This window comes from Tersicoccus mangrovi, from assembly GCF_036881825.1.
Lineage (GTDB): Bacteria > Actinomycetota > Actinomycetes > Actinomycetales > Micrococcaceae > Tersicoccus > Tersicoccus mangrovi.
Map to the genome: position 1 here is coordinate 477,273 of NZ_JBAJMW010000001.1, position 16,386 is coordinate 493,658.

Genomic DNA, 16,386 nt, shown 5'->3' on the forward strand with positions numbered 1-16,386 from the left:
GACTCAGGCACGTTCGATGCTGTTCAGGTCGTGCAGGACGGCGACCCGGCCGTCCGTGTGCTGGACGAGGAAGGAGCTTCCGCGGTCCTGCAGGGCGAGGATCCACGCACCGGGCTCGAGCTGGAACGCCTGCCGACCGGTGCGCTCCTCGAAGACCGGACGGGGATAGGCGACGGCGAACCAGAAGGCCTCGTAGTCCTGCCGGTCGCCGCCGTCGCGCCCGTACCGGTCGTCCCGCGAGCCGTCGCGTACGTCGTCGTAGCCCCCGTCCTCGCGCCGTTCATCGGCCGGGTCGACGACGGCACCGATGGGCGCCGAGACGGCGGACGCGCCGACGCGAGCGCCGGCCCGCGTCACGTCCTGCTCGTCCGCTCCCGGTTCGTCCTGCAGCTCCGTCGGGCGCGTCCGCGGGTCGGCGTCGTGCCCGACCGGGCGCGCGACGGTGTCCGCGTCGTCGGCCGTGGCGGCGTCGGCCGTCTGCCACTGCGCCGGACGGACGGCGGTCATGTCGTGGTCCTCGTCGGCCGTGTCGCCGACCCTGGTCGTGCCCTCGTCGGTGACGGCCGGACGCACGACCGTGTCGTCGCGGTCGCCCCGGTCGCTGTCGTCCACGTCGCCGTGCGACGCGTCGTCGGCGAGGTCGTGGTGGGACGCGTGGTCGTCGACTCGATCGCGGGCCAGCTCGTCGCCGCCGAGCTCGTCGCCGCTGAGCTCGTCGCCGTGCCGATCGTCGTCGAGGCCGCGACCGGACGCGCCGATCGTGGGGACGACGGTCGTCCGAGTGTCGTCAGCGTCGGTGCCGGATGCGGCCGTCACCGCGACGTCGGCGTCGGCGGCATCGGTCTCGGCGGCGCCGTTCGCGTCGTCGTCGCGCTCGACGGTCCGGTCGGCCCCCGACGCGGTGGTCGAGGGCGGAGCAGACGGGGTGGACGAGGACGAGGTGACCCGGGTGTCGTCGTCCGTGAGGTCGCCGTCCGAGCTCTCCTGCTCGCGCGGCGACCCGGCCGACCGACCCACCAGCGCGCCGACCGTGCCGGCCCCGATCACGGCACCGGCCCCCGCTGCTCCGGCGCCCGCGGACGTGCCGGACGCCGCAGAACTGCCGGTCGCCGTGCCCGCGCCGGATGAATCGGACGTCCCGGTCACCGCCGACGTGCCGGTCTCAGCCGATGTACCGGTCCCCGGTCCGTTCGCCCCGGACGCGTTCCGGTCGGACCCGGCGGGCGACGGAGGCGTCACGGGCCTGGGCGCCTGGTAGGCCGGCACCGCCGGACGGGCGACGAGCCGCGCCTCGACGGAGGGGCGCACGACGAAGTCGGAGGAGAAGCCCGGGATGTGAGGACCGCCGACCGTCGCGACCAGCATGCCCAGCGCCCCGATGAGGGCGATGATCGGGCCGGCCTGGAAGAAGGTGACGACACTGAGGAAGTGGAAGACAGCGGCGACCGACGCGACCACCGAGGCGAACTGGTCCAGCGAGAGGGAGCCGATCCGCAGGACCTCGTCCTTGCCGCTCAGTCGTCGCGCGACGAAGAGGCCGCCCACCACGAGCGGAAGGAACAGGCCGAAGACGACGAGTTGCGGGGTGGCACCGACGTTCCAGAGATTGCCATATGCGGTGTAGCCGTTCCCCGCGTCGACGAAGAGCGGGATGACGCTGCCGATGAGCAGGACGAGGATCGACCCGAGAACCGTCAGGTCGCGCACCGTGAACGGGCCTGCGACGGCGCGCTGCCGCCGGTCCTGCCCGTTCCCCGCGCCGGTCACCCGGCCGGACTCGGGGGCGGCATCGGATGACGGCGAGGACGACGCGGCAGTCCCCCGACCGATGCCGGTCGCCGACCGGAACGCCGTCCATCCACCCCCGCCGGAGGCCTGCCCCGGGGAACCCGGCGTCGTCGTCTCCGGGCGGCGGCTGCCGGTCCGGTCGTTCTCGAGCGGGTCCTGACCCATGGGTCCTCCTCGCGGTGCAGCGCCGGGTGCCGCGGCGCACGGCGTCGATTCGCGTCCAGCCTAGTCATGGCGCGGACGCAGGAACCAGCCGCGCGACCGCCCGCAGCACGGCGCACGGCGGTGCGACCCCGCGGCAACCCCCGGCCCGTGACCCACGGCACACCGCGACGGCTGCGTCCCGTAGTCTGACGGAAACGACACCAGACGAGCGCGAACGCGACCACAGAAAGGTGCGCCATGTCACCGGAGACTCCCCTGGACAACCTCTCCCACGAGAACCGCTCCTTCGCTCCCGATCCGGCCTTCGCCCGCGACGCCGTCGCGAAGGAGTCCCTCTACGCCGAGGCCGGCGAGGACCGGCTCGCGTTCTGGGCGGCGCAGGCGCGGGAGCTGCTGACCTGGGAGAAGGACTTCACGGAGACCCTCGACTGGTCCAATCCGCCGTTCGCGCGCTGGTTCGGGGACGGGCGCCTCAACGCCGCGTACAACGCACTGGACCGGCACGTCGAGGCGGGCAACGGCGACCGGGTGGCCATCCACTTCGAGGGCGAGCCCGGCGACACCCGTACCTATACCTACGCGCAGCTGACCGAGGAGGTGAAGAAGGCCGCCAACGCCTTCACCGCCCTCGGCGTCGCCGCCGGCGATCGCGTGGCCGTCTACCTGCCGATGATCCCCGAGGCGGTCATCACGATGCTCGCCTGCGCCCGCATCGGTGCCGCCCACTCGGTCGTCTTCGGGGGCTTCTCCGCCGACGCCCTGCGCAGCCGGATCGACGACGCCGAGGCCAAGCTGGTCGTCACCGCGGACGGCACGTGGCGACGGGGCAAGCCGAGCGCCCTGAAGACCGCCGTCGACGCGGCGCTGACGGACGGGAGGTCCACGGTCGAGAACGTCGTGGTCGTCAAGCGCAACGGCGAGCCCGTCGAGTGGACCGAGGGCCGGGACACCTGGTGGTCGGACACCGTGGAGACGGCGTCCGCCGAGCACACCGCCGAGGCCTTCGAGGCCGAACAGCCGCTGTACATCCTCTACACGTCCGGCACCACGGGCAGGCCGAAGGGCATCCTGCACACGACGGGCGGCTACCTCACCCAGGCCGCGTTCACCCACCGCAACGTCTTCGACCTGCGGCCGGAGACGGACGTCTACTGGTGCACGGCGGACATCGGCTGGGTCACCGGGCACAGCTACGTCGTCTACGGCCCCCTGGTCAACGGCGCCACCCAGGTGATCTACGAGGGCACGCCCGACACCCCGCACCAGGGCCGCTGGTGGGAGCTCGTGCAGAAGTACGGAGTCACCATCCTCTACACGGCGCCGACGGCGATCCGCACCATGATGAAGTGGGGCGAGGACATCCCCGGCGAGTACGACCTCTCGTCGCTGCGCGTGCTCGGCTCGGTCGGGGAGCCCATCAACCCGGAGGCGTGGATGTGGTACCGCCGGGTGATCGGCAAGGACCGCTGCCCCGTCGTCGACACGTGGTGGCAGACGGAGACCGGCGCCATCATGATCTCTCCGCTGCCGGGCGTGACGGCCGCCAAGCCGGGCTCGGCGCAGGTGCCGCTGCCCGGCATCACGGCCGACGTCGTCGACGAGACGGGCGCCCCGGTGGGCGACGGCGGGGCCGGCTACCTCGTGATCCGCGAGCCGTGGCCGTCGATGCTGCGGAACATCTGGGGCGACCCGGACCGGTTCGTGGACACCTACTGGTCCCGGTTCGAGGGCATGTACTTCGCCGGGGACGGGGCCAGGAAGGACGACGACGGCGACGTCTGGCTGCTCGGCCGGGTGGACGACGTCATGAACGTCTCCGGGCACCGGCTCTCGACCGCCGAGATCGAGTCCTCACTCGTCGGCCACCCCGCGGTGGCGGAGGCCGCCGTCGTCGGCGCCGCGGACGAGACCACGGGCCAGGCGGTCATCGCCTTCGTCATCCTCCGCGGGTCGGCCGCGAACGAGGACCCGGACGCGATGGGCGAGACGCTGCGGCAGCACGTCGGCAAGGACATCGGCGCGATCGCCAAGCCGCGGAAGGTCCTCGTGGTCCCCGAACTGCCGAAGACCCGCTCGGGCAAGATCATGCGGCGCCTGCTCAAGGACGTGGCCGAGGGCCGCGAGGTGGGCGACGCGACGACGCTGGCGGACAGCACGGTGATGAACCAGATCGCCGCGGGCTTCGCCAAGTAGGCGGGCAGCTCAGGCACAACGCAGAGATGCACGGGCGGGCTGCGGCACACTGGTGCCATGAGTGATCGCCGCAGCCTGCTCGTGCTCAACGGGCCCAACCTCAACCTGCTGGGCACGCGCAAGCCCGAGACCTATGGCCGCACCACGCTGGCCGACGTCGAGGCGCTCGCGCGCGAGGCGGCCGCGGCGCACGAGATGGACGTGGCGTTCCTCCAGTCCAACCACGAGGGCGAGCTGCTGGACGCGATCCACGCCGCGCGCGGGGTACACGCGGGCATCGTCATCAACCCCGGGGCCTACAGCCACACCTCGATCGCGCTTCCCGACGCCCTCGAGGCCGTCCAGCCGCTGCCCGTCGTCGAGGTGCACATCAGCAACGTGCACCGGCGCGAGGCGTTCCGGCACCACTCCTACGTCTCCGCGCAGGCCGACGCCGTCATCATCGGCGCCGGGGTGCACGGGTACGCGCTCGCCGTCGAGCACCTCGCGCACCTGCTGGCCGACGTGAGCTGACCCGAGCCGGCGTCAGCCGCGGATGCAGGCTCCCGTCGAGACCTCGGACGTGCCGGCCCCGTCCACCACGGACCGCACCTGCGCGAGCGTGAGGGCGTAACCCACCGGCACGTTCTCCCGCGACTTGGCGAACACCATGCCGACCACCCGGCCGCGGGTGTCCAGCAGCGGGCCGCCCGAGTTGCCCTGCTGCACGTCGGCGGAGAGCTGGTAGAGCTCGCGGGTCGAGGAGCTGCTCCCGTAGATGTCGGGGATCCGCACCGTGCCCCGGGACTGCACCCCGGCCGGTTTCGCCTGGTACGGGCCGCCGAGCGGGTACCCGGCGAACACCGCCGAGTCACCCCCGGTCAGCGGGGTGCCCTGCTGCAGTGCCGGGGCGCCGAGTCCGTCGACCGCGAGCACGGCGATGTCCTTGACCGGGTCGAACAGCACGACGTCGGCCGGAAGGGCGTTCTGGCCCGGCACCTCCACGACGGGCTGGCCGACGCCGGCGACGACGTGGGCGTTGGTCACGACCCGGCCGGCGGACATCACCCAGCCGGAGCCGGTCTGGTTCTGGCCGCACTGGTAGGCGTTGCCCGTGATCCGCACGACCGAGCCGGCGGCCGCCCGCAGCGCCGGGGTGTCGGTGGACTCGTCAGGGACCGGGACCGGGGTGCTGTGCAGGTTCTCAGCGAGGATGCGCGGGATGCCGCCGTCGGCGAACAGGCCCGCCCGCACCTTGGCCATGGACGCGGCCAGCGGCGGCGGGGTCAGCCGGTCCACCGTCTGCAGCACCGCGGAGCCGGCGATCGCGCGGGAGAGCATGGGCACGCCCAGGGTCGAGACCGCGAAGGAGACGAGGCTGAGAACGAGGGCGCAGACGACGACGTTGACCGCGGCGCCGAGGGCCCGGTCGAGCGCCCGGATGGGACCGAGGCGGCCGACGGCTCGCCGGATCAGCGCGCCGAGGCGGGAGCCGAGGCTGCTGCCGATCAGCAGCAGGACGACGATGACGGCGATGGCCGCCGGCGTCCGCCAGGCGCTGTCCGTGACCCACTGACTGACCAGGGGGACGGCGAAGAACGCGGCGACCGCACCCAGGGCGAAGCCGGCGAGGCTGCCGATGCTGACGAGGAACCCGACGCGCAGACCGTGGATCAGGTAGCCGACGAGGATCAGCACCAGGACGACGTCGAGCAGGGAGATGGGCACGGGTGTTTGTCCTTTCGCGGTTCCGAGCCGGTGGCCGGCCGGACCGTGAACCGAGCGTAGCGGCCGGCGCTGCGAGCCCACTGGACCGGACCCGTCAACTCGCCGGTGCCGCGTCGCGCGTGGGACCGGCGTCGTTCCCTGTCAGCGAACGCCCTCCGTCCGTGGGTAGTGTTCTGACGGTGGCCTCCGGCCCGGTGCGCACGCCTCGGGCTGTGGCTCATGCCACAATGAACGCAGACGACGTCGCAAGCCGGGTCTCAACCGGTCAGACCGCGAGACGACAATCAGCCGCGCCCGGCGGAGAGGAACAGCAATGTCGATGGACCTGGAGGTACTGCGTCGGTCGGCGCTGTTCGCCCCGCTCGCGGACGACGTGTTCGCCGCCGTCACCGAGGGCCTGACCGAGGTGAACCTGTCCCGCGGGTCCTCCGTGTTCCGTGAGGGCGACCAGGGCGACGAGCTGTACTTCATCCTCGCGGGCAAGATCAAGCTCGGCCGCACCGCAGCGGACGGCCGCGAGAACCTGCTGGCGATCCTCGGCCCCGGCGACCTGTTCGGCGAGATGGCCCTGTTCGACCCGGCCGCCCGCAACGCCACCGCGACCGCGGTCTCCGAGACCCGCCTCGTCGCCCTCAAGCACGACGACCTGCGCAAGGCGATCGAGACCCGTCCCGAGGTCTCCACCCAGCTGCTGCGCGCCCTCGCCCAGCGGTTGCGCCGCACGGACGAGTCGCTCGCCGACATGGTCTTCTCCGACGTGCCCGGCCGTGTCGCCAAGGCGCTGCTGGACCTGGCGGATCGGTTCGGCCGCCCCGCGACCGACGGCATCCTCGTCGCGCACGAACTGACGCAGGAGGAGCTGGCCCAGCTGGTCGGCGCCTCCCGCGAGACCGTGAACAAGGCGCTCGCCGAGTTCGTCCAGCGCGGCTGGCTGCGGCTCGAGGCCCGCGCCGTCGTCATCCTGGACATGCAGCGGCTGCGCCAGCGCTCCCGCTGACACGCCGACCGATGACGAAGGGCGCCGGATCTCCGGCGCCCTTCGTCGTTCCCGGGCGACCGCGGAGCGGGCCGCGCCGGGAGGAGCGTCTACAGGGAGTGGACGACCGGTCGCGCGGGGGCGGGCAGGCCGTCGACCCGCAGCATCGGCGTGCCGGCCTCGTCGACGAGCACCGGTTCGAACTGCCGGGACGGGCGCTTCTCCGAGACGTAGGAGATGGTGCAGGAGAGATTCGCGAGCTTGCGCAGCATGATCAGCACGGCGGGCAGGACCAGGTCCTCGACCCGCTGCCCGACGGTGTCGGGCTGACCGATCTCGTCGCCCAGCGCGGTCGACGCGGGGTCGGCCATCAGCTCCGTCGGCGAGCACCAGCGGCCCCAGCCGGTGACCCCGTCGAGCGGAGCGGGCTCCTGGCCGAGCGGGAGCACGACCGCGAAGTACTGGGTGCACAGGCGCTTGTGCAGGAACGTCGGGGAGATCCACCGGCTCAGCGGGCGCAGCAGGCTCGTGTCCAGGTCGAGCGCCCGGCGGCGCAGCACGTCACCGAGCGTGCGCTCCCCGTCGTGCACCTCGAGGCGACGCCGCTCCCCGTCGGGCCCGCTCGTCACCTCGGCGGCACGGTCGCCGTCGCTGCTGGCCAGCAGCACGCCGGCCCGCTCGAACGCGACGCGGGCGGCACCGCACACGAGGCGCTGCGCCAGCTCGGCGTCGTCGACGTCCAGCAGCTGGCTCCAGCGCGCCGCTACGGGGCCCGTCCACGGCAGCGGGGCGGTGTCGTCCTCGCGCAGGGGCGCGCCGACGAACGTCACGGCCCCGAGCCCGGACCGGGCGGTCTGGTACTCGAGGAACACCTCGACGCCGTCGGGCCCGTCGCGCAGCATCATCACGGCCACCGCCCAGCGGGGTTTCGCCGGCGGCAGCGCGTCGTCCTCGTTCCAGTGCTCCGCCTCGTCTCGCCAGGGGGCGGGCATGGGCAGCAACCGGCTAGTCGAATTCGACAACCAACTCCACCTCGACCGGGGAATCCATCGGCAGGACGGCGACGCCGACCGCCGAGCGGGCGTGCACGCCCGCGTCTGCGAACACGGAACCGATCAGGTCCGAGGCGCCGTTGAGCACCTGCGGCTGACCGGTGAAGGAGGGATCGGACGCCACGAAGCCGACCACCTTGACGACGCGGACCACGCGATCCAGGTCGCCGATCACGCTCTTGACCGCGGCGAGCGCGTTCAGCGCGCTGGTGGCGGCGAGCTCCTGGGCGGTCTCGGGGTCGACGGTCTGCCCCACCTTGCCGGTGGCGGTCAGCTTCCCGTCCACGAACGGCAGCTGGCCGGACGTCCAGGCGTAGCGACCACTGGTGACCGCGGGCGCGTAGACGCCCACGGGCGCGGCGACCTCGGGCAGGTCACGGCCGAGGTCGGCCAGCCGCTTCTCGACGGCTCCGGCCGCCTTGGCGGAGGAGAGTTCAGTCATGGAGGGGTTCCACTCGTCACATCGGCGGGGCACCGACCGGTGCCCGTTGTCTGCCGACAGACTAGTCCTCGCGCGGCCGCTTGAAGTACGCGACGGGATTGCCGGGCGGCGGCGGCACCATGTTGCCCTCCGGCGTGGTGGTGGGCGCTCCGGTGGGTGCGCCCGGTAGAACGGCCACCAGCTCCCACCCGTCCGAGCCCCAGTTGTCGAGGATCTGTTTCGTTGCGTGCACCATCAAAGGCACCGTGGCGTACTCCCAGGTGGTCATGAGGTCAGCGTAACGCTCTCTGTACACTGGCCGTCATGGCATCAGGCAAGTCCGCTGGGGCTCGGACCATCACGACGCTGGCCCGATTTCTCACGTTCCTGGGGGTGAGCGCGCTGTGCGGCGTCCTCGCCGCCGGGCTCCTCGTTCCCGGTGCCGCGGTCTCGGCGATGGGCGCCACCGCGTCGATGGACTTCTTCGACGAGCTGCCCACCGAGCTCGAGGTCGGCCCGCTCTCCGTCCCCTCCCGCGTCCTCGCCGCGGACGGTTCACAGCTCGCCTCCTTCTACGTCGAGAACCGGCAGCCGGTGAAGCTGAACCAGATGTCGCCGTACGTGAAGACGTCGCTGCTGGCCATCGAGGACAGCCGCTACTACGAGCACGGCGGCATCGACGTGCAGGGCACCATGCGGGCGCTGGTGAACAACATCGCCGGCGGCAGCACGCAGGGCGCCTCCAGCATCACCCAGCAGTACGTCAACAACGTGCTCAACGAGGCCCGCGCCCGCTCCGGCCAGGACGCGTCCATCACGCTCAACGGCGCCAAGGGCATCGGCGACAAGCTGCGCGAGGCCAAGCTCGCGATCGCCGTCGAGAAGAAGTACTCGAAGGACCAGATCCTCGAGAACTACCTCAACATCGTCTTCTACAACCCGAACGCGTACGGCGTCGAGGCCGCCGCCCGTTACTTCTGGGGCACGGCGGCGAAGAACCTGGACCTGCCGCAGTCCGCGATGCTCGCAGGTCTCGTCAACGGGCCGACCCTCTACAACCCCGTCACCGAGCCCCAGCAGGCCACCAAGCGCCGCAACCTCGTGCTCGACGTGATGCTGGCGCAGAAGAAGATCAGCAAGGCCCAGCACGACGCGGCCGTGAAGGCCCCACTCGCGCTGAAGGTCAACCAGCCGAAGCAGGGCTGCGCGGCCTCCAGCCGCGCCCCCTACTTCTGCTCGTACGTCGAGCAGCAGATCTACAACAACGCCGCCTTCGGGCAGACGCGCGAGGACCGGCAGGCGCTGCTGGTGCGCGGCGGCCTGACCATCAAGACGACCCTGGACCCCCGCCTGCAGGACAAGGCGCAGGCCCAGGCCGACCGGATCGCCCCGCCGCGGGCCAACCCGTCGAAGATCGGCTCCTCCCTCGTCACGGTCCAACCGGGCACCGGCAAGATCCTCGCGATGGCGCAGAACTCGCGCTTGACCGGCAAGGACAACTGGATCAGCGAGATCAACTTCAACGTCGACAAGAAGGACGGCGGCGGCAACGGCTGGCAGCCGGGATCGACGTACAAGCCGGTCACCCTGGCCACCTGGCTGGACGAGGGGCACCACACCGAGGACATCGTCGACGCCTCCAAGCGTCGCTACCCCCGTGACTTCCCGTGGAAGGCGTCCTGCCAGACGGCCGACCACCGCGTCGCCGGCTTCTACGACTCCACACAGCAGGACTCGAACGACCTCAAGAACGCCGAGGAGGGCTGGTACCGCAGCATGCGGGCCGCGGAGGGCATCTACCAGTCGATCAACACCGCGACCTACGCGATGGCTTCGAAGGTCGACCTGTGCAACATGGGCCAGATCGCGCAGAACCTCGGCATCCACAACGCCTCGACCGGGGATCCGATCAACTCTCTTCAAATCGCCAGCTTCATCGGCGGCACCGAGGGCGTCTCGCCACTGACCATGGCCAGCGCCTTCGCGACCTTCTCGACGGACGGCAAGTACTGCGCCCCGGTCGGCATCACCTCGGTGACGGACGCGAACAACAAGAACTACGAGGTCCCGCAGGCCAACTGCCGGCAGACCATCAAGTCCGAGGTCGCGCAGGGCGTCAACAGCGTCCTCCAGCAGGTGCTGATCCGCGGCTCCGGCTACCAGCGCGGCATCGACGTCCCCGCCGCCGCCAAGACCGGCACGACCGACAACTCGGAGCAGACCTGGATGGTCGGCTACACCAAGGGCCTGGCGACGGCGTCGCGAGTCGGTTACATCGACGGCAACCGTTCTCCCAATGCGCGCGACGGCAACCCCGGCGCCCAGTTCTACGGGGACGGCACAACCTTTCCCTACGTGGACGGCGCGACGGTCGCCGGCAGCGCCTGGCAGGAGTACATGAAGGAGGTCGCCCCGCTCTACAACACGGGTGATTTCAGTGACCCGCCGCAGAGTGTCGTGCGCGACAGCATGACGCCCGATGGCACGGCCGCCACCGACAACGCCACGAACAACACCGGCACCACGAACGACACCGGCACCACCGCCGGCAACGGCTTCACCGGCTGACCCGACGACGGGCCCGTTCCTGACGGGCCCGTCGACCGGTATGCCACCGCGCCCCTCCCAACGACCCTCGATCACAGGATGGCCATGACCCGCACTCGCACCCGCTCGCACACCCCCCTGCTGGCCAGTGCCGCGCTGACCGCGGGCGCCGCCGTCGCCGGTGGCCTCGCGCTGACCGGGTGGGGGGTGTTCGTCGAGCGGCAGCGCTTCCAGCTGCGCGAGGCGACCCTGCCGATCCTGCCGCCGGACGCCCCGGACGTGCGGGTGCTGCACATCTCCGACATCCACATGGTGCCGGGGCAGCGCCTGAAGTCCTCGTGGCTGCGGTCGCTCGGCGACCTGGAGCCGGACTTCGTCGTCAACACCGGCGACAACCTCGGTCACCGGGACGCGCTGGAGCCGCTGCTCGAGGCGCTCGCGCCGGTCATGCGCTACCCGGGTGTCTTCGTGCCGGGCTCCAACGACTACTTCGCGCCCGTGCTGAAGAACCCCTTCACCTACTTCACCGGCCCCACCGGCCGGTCCGCGAAGCCGCCCGCTTCCCTGCCGACCGGCGCGCTGCACACCGCCTTCGGCAACGCCGGCTGGATCTCCCTGGCGAACCGCAACCAGTCCATGGCGGTCAAGGGCACCCGCATCGACTTCTCGGGCGTCGACGACCCGCACATCGGCCGAGACCGCTACACCGGCTTCCCGCTCGGTGCCGTCAACCAGGACGCGTCCGCCCACGTGCGCATCGGCGTCACCCACGCGCCGTACCGCCGGGTGCTTGACGCGTTCACCCGGGACCAGGTACGGCTCATCCTTGCCGGCCACACCCACGGTGGTCAGGTGTGCGTGCCGGGGATGGGCGCCCTCGTCACCAACTCGGACCTGCCGACGTCGATGGCCAGCGGCGTGCACCGCTGGCGGGTGGCCGGGCGCGAGTCCCTCCTCGAGGTCTCCGCGGGCCTGGGCACCTCCTTCTACGCACCCGTGCGCTTCGCGTGCCCGCCGGAGGCGGTGCTGCTGACGCTGACGGCGTCGCAGCGCTGACCTCGCGCCCGCCGCTGCACCGATCACGGCGGCGGCCGACGTCGATGGGTACTTCTACCCATCGACGCCACCGGCGGTCTCGGGATAGATTTCACGTGGATCAGCGTTGATCTGAAACAGCGGCGCCGTCCTGCAGCACACCAACCCGTTCCCCCTGGCTGGCTGCGGAGCGGTTGCCGCTGGCGCCCGGGGCCGTGATCGGTGCTTACCCCAGATTCGCACCGCGCACGTCGACCCGCGCCGCGTGGGCCCGGCACTTCGGTGCCGGGCCCACGTCCGTCTCCGGACCGTTCATCTCCCGGCGTCGGGACGGCAGCGCGACGGCGCCGGTTTCGGGATCGGGCCGTTCGTCGGCTATCCTTGACAAGTTGCGTCGGCCGCCTGTCAGGCGGCCTCCGCGGGGTGTGGCGCAGCTTGGTAGCGCGCGTCGTTCGGGACGACGAGGCCGCAGGTTCAAATCCTGTCACCCCGACCATGTGATGTCTCAGGACATCGACATAGCCCGAACCTACGTTTCGTAGGTTCGGGCTTTTGTCATTTCCGGGATCCGGGTGGTCTGCCGGTGGGTTGGTAGTCCCGGGTGGGGTCAATGGTCAGCTCGCGGAGGAGTTCGCCGGTGGCGGCGTTGACGACGCGGACACGGAGGTCCTGGACGAGCAGGATGACGTGGGTTCGGGCGTGGGTTCGGCCGATGCCGATGTGGCGGAGTTGGCCGGCGACGCGCAGGGTGACGGTGCCGGTGGCGCCGATGACGTCCTCGCGGACCCGGTCGTGGGTGTCGGTGGTGCGGTCGACGCCGCCTGGTCCGGTCTTGGGTCGGCCCGTGTAGGCGGTGGCCGGGGTGGCCCGGTGGGGCAGGGAACGGTGCGGGCGGGTTGTGTTGTATTCGTGGCGGAACCGGTCGAGCAGGGCCTGGAGCTGGTCGATGGTGGCCGGTTGGTCCGGTTGGGCGCGCAGCCAGTTCTTCATCGTCTGCTGGAAGCGTTCGACCTTCCCGCAGGTGGTCGGGTGCCCGGGTCGGGAGTTCTTCTGGACCACGTGGTGGCGACGCAGTTCGTGTTCGAGCATGCTCCGCCCGCCGCGGTTCGCGGCACCGGCGAGGCGGACGGAGGGGGCACCTCCCGCTTGCGGGGGAGAGACCATGCCGTTGTCGGTCAGGGTGGAGGCCGGGTACCCGTGCTGGGCCGCGGTGGCGGTGAACGTGGCGGCGACGATCGCGGCGGTGATCCGGGGGTGGGCGGTGATGTGTAGGGCGTAGCGGGAGTGGTCATCGAGCCAGGTGATGATCTCCACGCCGGTCGGGAAGGCCCGGGTGTGGGTGAGCGGGTAGTGGGTGAAGTCGGATTGCCAGGTCTCGTTCGGCTGCTCTGCTTGGAAGCGGATGTAGGAGGAGCGGGGTCGCTTCCTCGGCTCCGGGGTGATGGTGCCGTGGCGGGCCAGGATCCGGTGGATGGTGGCCCGGGAGACGGTGCTGCCGTGGTGATGCTGAAGGTGCCAGGCGATGGTCTCGGCCCCGGCGTCGTGACCGGACTCGACCAGCTGCTTGCGCAGGGTCAGGATCAATTCGACGTGCTCGGCGGTGGTGGCGTGCGGGCTCGTGGTCGGGCGGCGTGAGCGGACCTCGAAGGCCGCTTCACCCTCGATCCGGTAGCGGGTGAGGAGCCGGCTGATCCAACCCTGGGACACACCGTACCGGCGGGCGACCTCGGACTGGGACGATCCGGCAAGGACAGCGGTGATGACCAGACGACGCTTCGACACCTCCGAGCCTGCCGCTTCGTGCCCATGCCAATGACCCGAGACACGCTATGCCGATGACGCGAGACACCCCATTCCGATGTCCTGAGATCACACACTGTCACCCCGACCAGATGGCGTCGCAGGACGTCGAGAAGGCCCGGATCCGTCAGTGGATCCGGGCCTTCGTCGTCTCCGGGGTGGTCGTCACGGGCCCGATCCCGCCCCGCATCAGGTCCGCAGGAGGCCGTCCTCGGGGAGCTCGCCCTCGGACAGCACCGCGTCGACCGGCCGGGACGACGCCACCCGGTTGCGCGCCCGGTAGTCGCTCGGGGTCAGGCCCGTGTGGCGCCGCAGCAGGGACCGCAGGTTGGCCGCCGAGCCCAGGCCGCTGCGCGCTGCGATCATCTCCACGGACCCGGCGTCGTACTCGAGGAGCCGGCGCGCCAGTTCGACGCGGCGGAGGGTGAGCCACGCGAGCGGCGTCGTGCCGAAGGCCGTCCGGAAGCGCCGGTGCACCGTCGCGACGCTGACGCCGGCGTGCCGGGCGAGGTCCTGGACACTCAGCGCGGTGTCCAACTGGCCCTCGGCCCAGGCGATCGTCTCGGCGAAGGACCGGTCGGCGGCCTCGGGCGCGGCGTGCTCCGCGTACTGCTGCTGGCCGCCGTCCCGGAACGAGGCGTAGACGAGGCGCCGCCCCACGTGGTGGGCGACCGCCGCGCCGTGGTCCTTCCGCACGATGTACAGCCCGAGGTCCAGCGCCGCGGCGCTGCCCGCCGACGTCAGGACGTCCTCGTCGTCGACGAAGAGGACGTCGGGCTGCGTCTGCACGCGCGGGAACCGGGCGCGGAACGCCGCGGCCAGCTGCCAGTGAACCGCGGCGGGACGCCCGTCCAGCAGTCCGGCCTCGGCGAGGGTGAAGGCCCCCGTGCACAGCCCCACGAGACGGGCACCGCGCTCGTGTGCCGCACGGATCGCGTCGAGCACCGCGGGCCGGGTGGGCGTCGCGACGTCCGGCCGGTTCGGGACGATGACCGTCTCGGCGTCGACGAGGTCGTCGAGGGTGCCGGTCGCGGAGAGGTCGAACAGGCCGCCGCGCATGCGCGTCCGCCGGGTCGGTGCCGCCACGGTGAGGCTGTACGGGTCGAAGCCGATCTCGGCCCGCCGTGACGCGCCGAAGATCTCGCAGGCGCACGCCATCTCGAAGGGGTTGGAGCCGTCATCCACGAGCAGGGCCACGCGATGCGGCTCGTCGTCCGTACCCGGAGCGGACGGGATAGGCGCGTGCCAGGATCCTTGCGACATGCGCCATTCCTAGCACTCGTGGCCCGATCGGCGCGACCCCGGCGTCGACGGATGGAACACACCGTCATGGAACAGGCCGCCCCCCGCCCGCGGCGCCCGGACAGCACGGGAGCCCGGACCCTCACGGGTCCGGGCTCCCGTGCCGGTGCTACCGGTTGAGAGTGAGGCCGATCAGCCGAACTTGGCCGCCGTGGCGTAGCCCTTCCCGTTGAACTTCTGCACCACGACCGAGGAGATGGCCGGCTGGCCGTCCACCGTGGTGTCGACCTGGGTGCCCTTGAGCATGAGCGGCGCCTGGAAGCCCTTGATGTTCTTCAGGGCCGACATGAAGCTGTCACGCGTCGGCTCCGTCATGGTCGAGAACGCCTTCTCGAGCGTCGCCCCCGCGATGTAGCTCCACATGCAGTGCGGGAACGCCGGGGTCTCCTTGTAGTCGCCGTACTGCTTGAGGTCGGAGAGGAACTTGACGACGTCGGCATCCTTGGCGAAGGCCGGGCTCTGCGGCGCCTTCGCGAACGAGACCGAGTAGATGCCGGGGTAGGCGCTTGCCTTGCCCGGCTCGAGGATCGCCGTCGGGCTCGAGGTGTTCGACGGCAGGAACCAGCTCGGCTTCCAGCCGATCTGCTGCGCCTTCTGCAGCGCCGAGATGGCCAGCGGCGTCACGGACATCGCGTTGACGAGCACGTCGGCCTTCGAGGACGCGAGCTGGGTGATCTGCGCGTCGACCGAGGTGTCGGTCGCCTCGTAGGTCTGCTCCCCCACGATCGAGATGCCCGACGTGCCCTTGACCGCGTCCTTGAAGCCGGCGACGTAGCCCTTGCCGTAGTCGTCGTTCTGGGACAGGATCGCGACCTTGTGCGTGCCGCCGGAGGAGGCGAGGAGCTTGCCGAACGCGGCACCCTCGTTCTGGTAGATCGGCACGAGGCCGAGCTGCCAGGGGCTCTGCTGCCGGTTGCTGAACAGCGGGTCACCGGTCATCACGAGGGCCTGCGGCACCTTCTGGCTGATGGCGGCCTCGCGGAACGCCCGGTTGGTGGGCGTGCCGAGACCGGATGTCTCCGCGAACACCCCGTCGGAGGTCATCTGCTGGAAGTTGGCGAGCGACTTCTGTGGGTCGTAGGCGTCGTCGTAGGTCTTGATCTCGACCTTGCGGGTCTTGCCGTCCCCGAACTTCACCCCGCCCTCGGCGTTCTTGGCGCCGAAGTAGGCCTTGACACCGGCGACGGTGCAGGTGCCCGGCCCGGCGGTCGTCCCGCTCAGCGGCGTCGTGATGCCGAGGGTGATGGAGGTGTCGGTGATGCCCGGCGCCGCCGCGGAGCCGCCGCTCTGCGCGCTGCCGCGGCAACCCGTCAGCGAGATCGCCAGCACCGATGCGACGGCGACGGCGCCGACCCAGCGGGCGCGCGGGGTCCCGCGGGTGCCTGTCCGAACGGTCATGG

General features: G+C 71.2%; 13 protein-coding genes and 1 tRNA gene. 6 read left to right on the forward strand and 8 right to left on the reverse strand.

Translation table 11 applies throughout. The features are described from left to right. Positions 1–3 precede the first annotated feature (3 nt). Positions 4–1,953: a hypothetical protein gene (locus V6N00_RS02355; RefSeq protein WP_334230446.1), complete on the reverse strand. Its 1,950-nt coding sequence runs from the start codon at positions 1,951–1,953 to the stop codon at positions 4–6. Positions 1,954–2,190: 237 nt separating this feature from the next. Between V6N00_RS02355 and acs the strand changes: the two genes are divergently transcribed. After that, positions 2,191–4,146 carry an acetate--CoA ligase gene (acs, locus tag V6N00_RS02360; protein WP_334230447.1) on the forward strand — a complete coding sequence of 652 codons (1,956 nt, stop codon included), beginning with the start codon at positions 2,191–2,193 and terminating at the stop codon, positions 4,144–4,146. Between the two features lie 57 nt (positions 4,147–4,203). Next, positions 4,204–4,659, forward strand: coding sequence for a type II 3-dehydroquinate dehydratase (aroQ, locus tag V6N00_RS02365; protein ID WP_334230448.1), 456 nt, complete (start codon positions 4,204–4,206; stop codon positions 4,657–4,659). A 12-nt stretch (positions 4,660–4,671) separates the two neighbouring features. Here the strand turns inward: aroQ and V6N00_RS02370 are convergent, their stop codons facing one another. Continuing rightward, on the reverse strand, positions 4,672–5,853 hold the full coding sequence (locus V6N00_RS02370; RefSeq protein ID WP_334230449.1) for a MarP family serine protease: 1,182 nt from the start codon (positions 5,851–5,853) through the stop codon (positions 4,672–4,674). Between the two features lie 319 nt (positions 5,854–6,172). Here V6N00_RS02370 and V6N00_RS02375 point away from each other — a divergent pair, with 319 nt between their 5' ends. Continuing rightward, on the forward strand, positions 6,173–6,850 hold the full coding sequence (locus tag V6N00_RS02375) for a Crp/Fnr family transcriptional regulator (protein ID WP_188666104.1): 678 nt from the start codon (positions 6,173–6,175) through the stop codon (positions 6,848–6,850). A gap of 89 nt (positions 6,851–6,939) precedes the next feature. Here V6N00_RS02375 and V6N00_RS02380 read toward each other — a convergent pair whose 3' ends face one another. The 3 genes from V6N00_RS02380 to V6N00_RS02390 all read right to left on the reverse strand — a co-directional run bounded on the left by V6N00_RS02380 (position 6,940) and on the right by V6N00_RS02390 (position 8,591). Beyond that, positions 6,940–7,830, reverse strand: coding sequence for an NUDIX hydrolase (locus tag V6N00_RS02380; RefSeq protein ID WP_334230450.1), 891 nt, complete (start codon positions 7,828–7,830; stop codon positions 6,940–6,942). A 4-nt stretch (positions 7,831–7,834) separates the two neighbouring features. Next, positions 7,835–8,323, reverse strand: a complete 489-nt coding sequence (locus tag V6N00_RS02385) for a RidA family protein (protein WP_334230451.1) — start codon at positions 8,321–8,323, stop codon at positions 7,835–7,837. A 61-nt stretch (positions 8,324–8,384) separates the two neighbouring features. Continuing rightward, entirely contained in the window at positions 8,385–8,591 is a 207-nt protein-coding gene (locus V6N00_RS02390; protein ID WP_334230452.1) for a DUF4177 domain-containing protein, read from the reverse strand. 35 nt (positions 8,592–8,626) lie between these two features. Between V6N00_RS02390 and V6N00_RS02395 the strand changes: the two genes are divergently transcribed. The 3 genes from V6N00_RS02395 to V6N00_RS02405 all read left to right on the forward strand — a co-directional run bounded on the left by V6N00_RS02395 (position 8,627) and on the right by V6N00_RS02405 (position 12,380). Then, positions 8,627–10,870: a transglycosylase domain-containing protein gene (locus V6N00_RS02395; protein WP_334230453.1), complete on the forward strand. Its 2,244-nt coding sequence runs from the start codon at positions 8,627–8,629 to the stop codon at positions 10,868–10,870. Between the two features lie 84 nt (positions 10,871–10,954). Continuing rightward, positions 10,955–11,905, forward strand: a complete 951-nt coding sequence (locus tag V6N00_RS02400) for a metallophosphoesterase (protein ID WP_334230454.1) — start codon at positions 10,955–10,957, stop codon at positions 11,903–11,905. Between the two features lie 398 nt (positions 11,906–12,303). Further along, positions 12,304–12,380: transfer RNA gene (locus V6N00_RS02405), tRNA-Pro, on the forward strand. A gap of 59 nt (positions 12,381–12,439) precedes the next feature. On the opposite strand, the gene V6N00_RS02410 is transcribed toward V6N00_RS02405, so the two are convergent. The 3 genes from V6N00_RS02410 to V6N00_RS02420 all read right to left on the reverse strand — a co-directional run bounded on the left by V6N00_RS02410 (position 12,440) and on the right by V6N00_RS02420 (position 16,384). Further along, positions 12,440–13,666: an integrase core domain-containing protein gene (locus V6N00_RS02410; RefSeq protein ID WP_334230455.1), complete on the reverse strand. Its 1,227-nt coding sequence runs from the start codon at positions 13,664–13,666 to the stop codon at positions 12,440–12,442. A 207-nt stretch (positions 13,667–13,873) separates the two neighbouring features. After that, positions 13,874–14,947 carry a GlxA family transcriptional regulator gene (locus V6N00_RS02415; protein ID WP_334230456.1) on the reverse strand — a complete coding sequence of 358 codons (1,074 nt, stop codon included), beginning with the start codon at positions 14,945–14,947 and terminating at the stop codon, positions 13,874–13,876. Positions 14,948–15,118: 171 nt separating this feature from the next. Beyond that, the gene (locus V6N00_RS02420) at positions 15,119–16,384 is read right to left on the reverse strand and encodes an ABC transporter substrate-binding protein (protein WP_334230457.1); all 1,266 of its coding nucleotides are present in this window, start codon (positions 16,382–16,384) and stop codon (positions 15,119–15,121) included. Positions 16,385–16,386 lie beyond the last annotated feature (2 nt).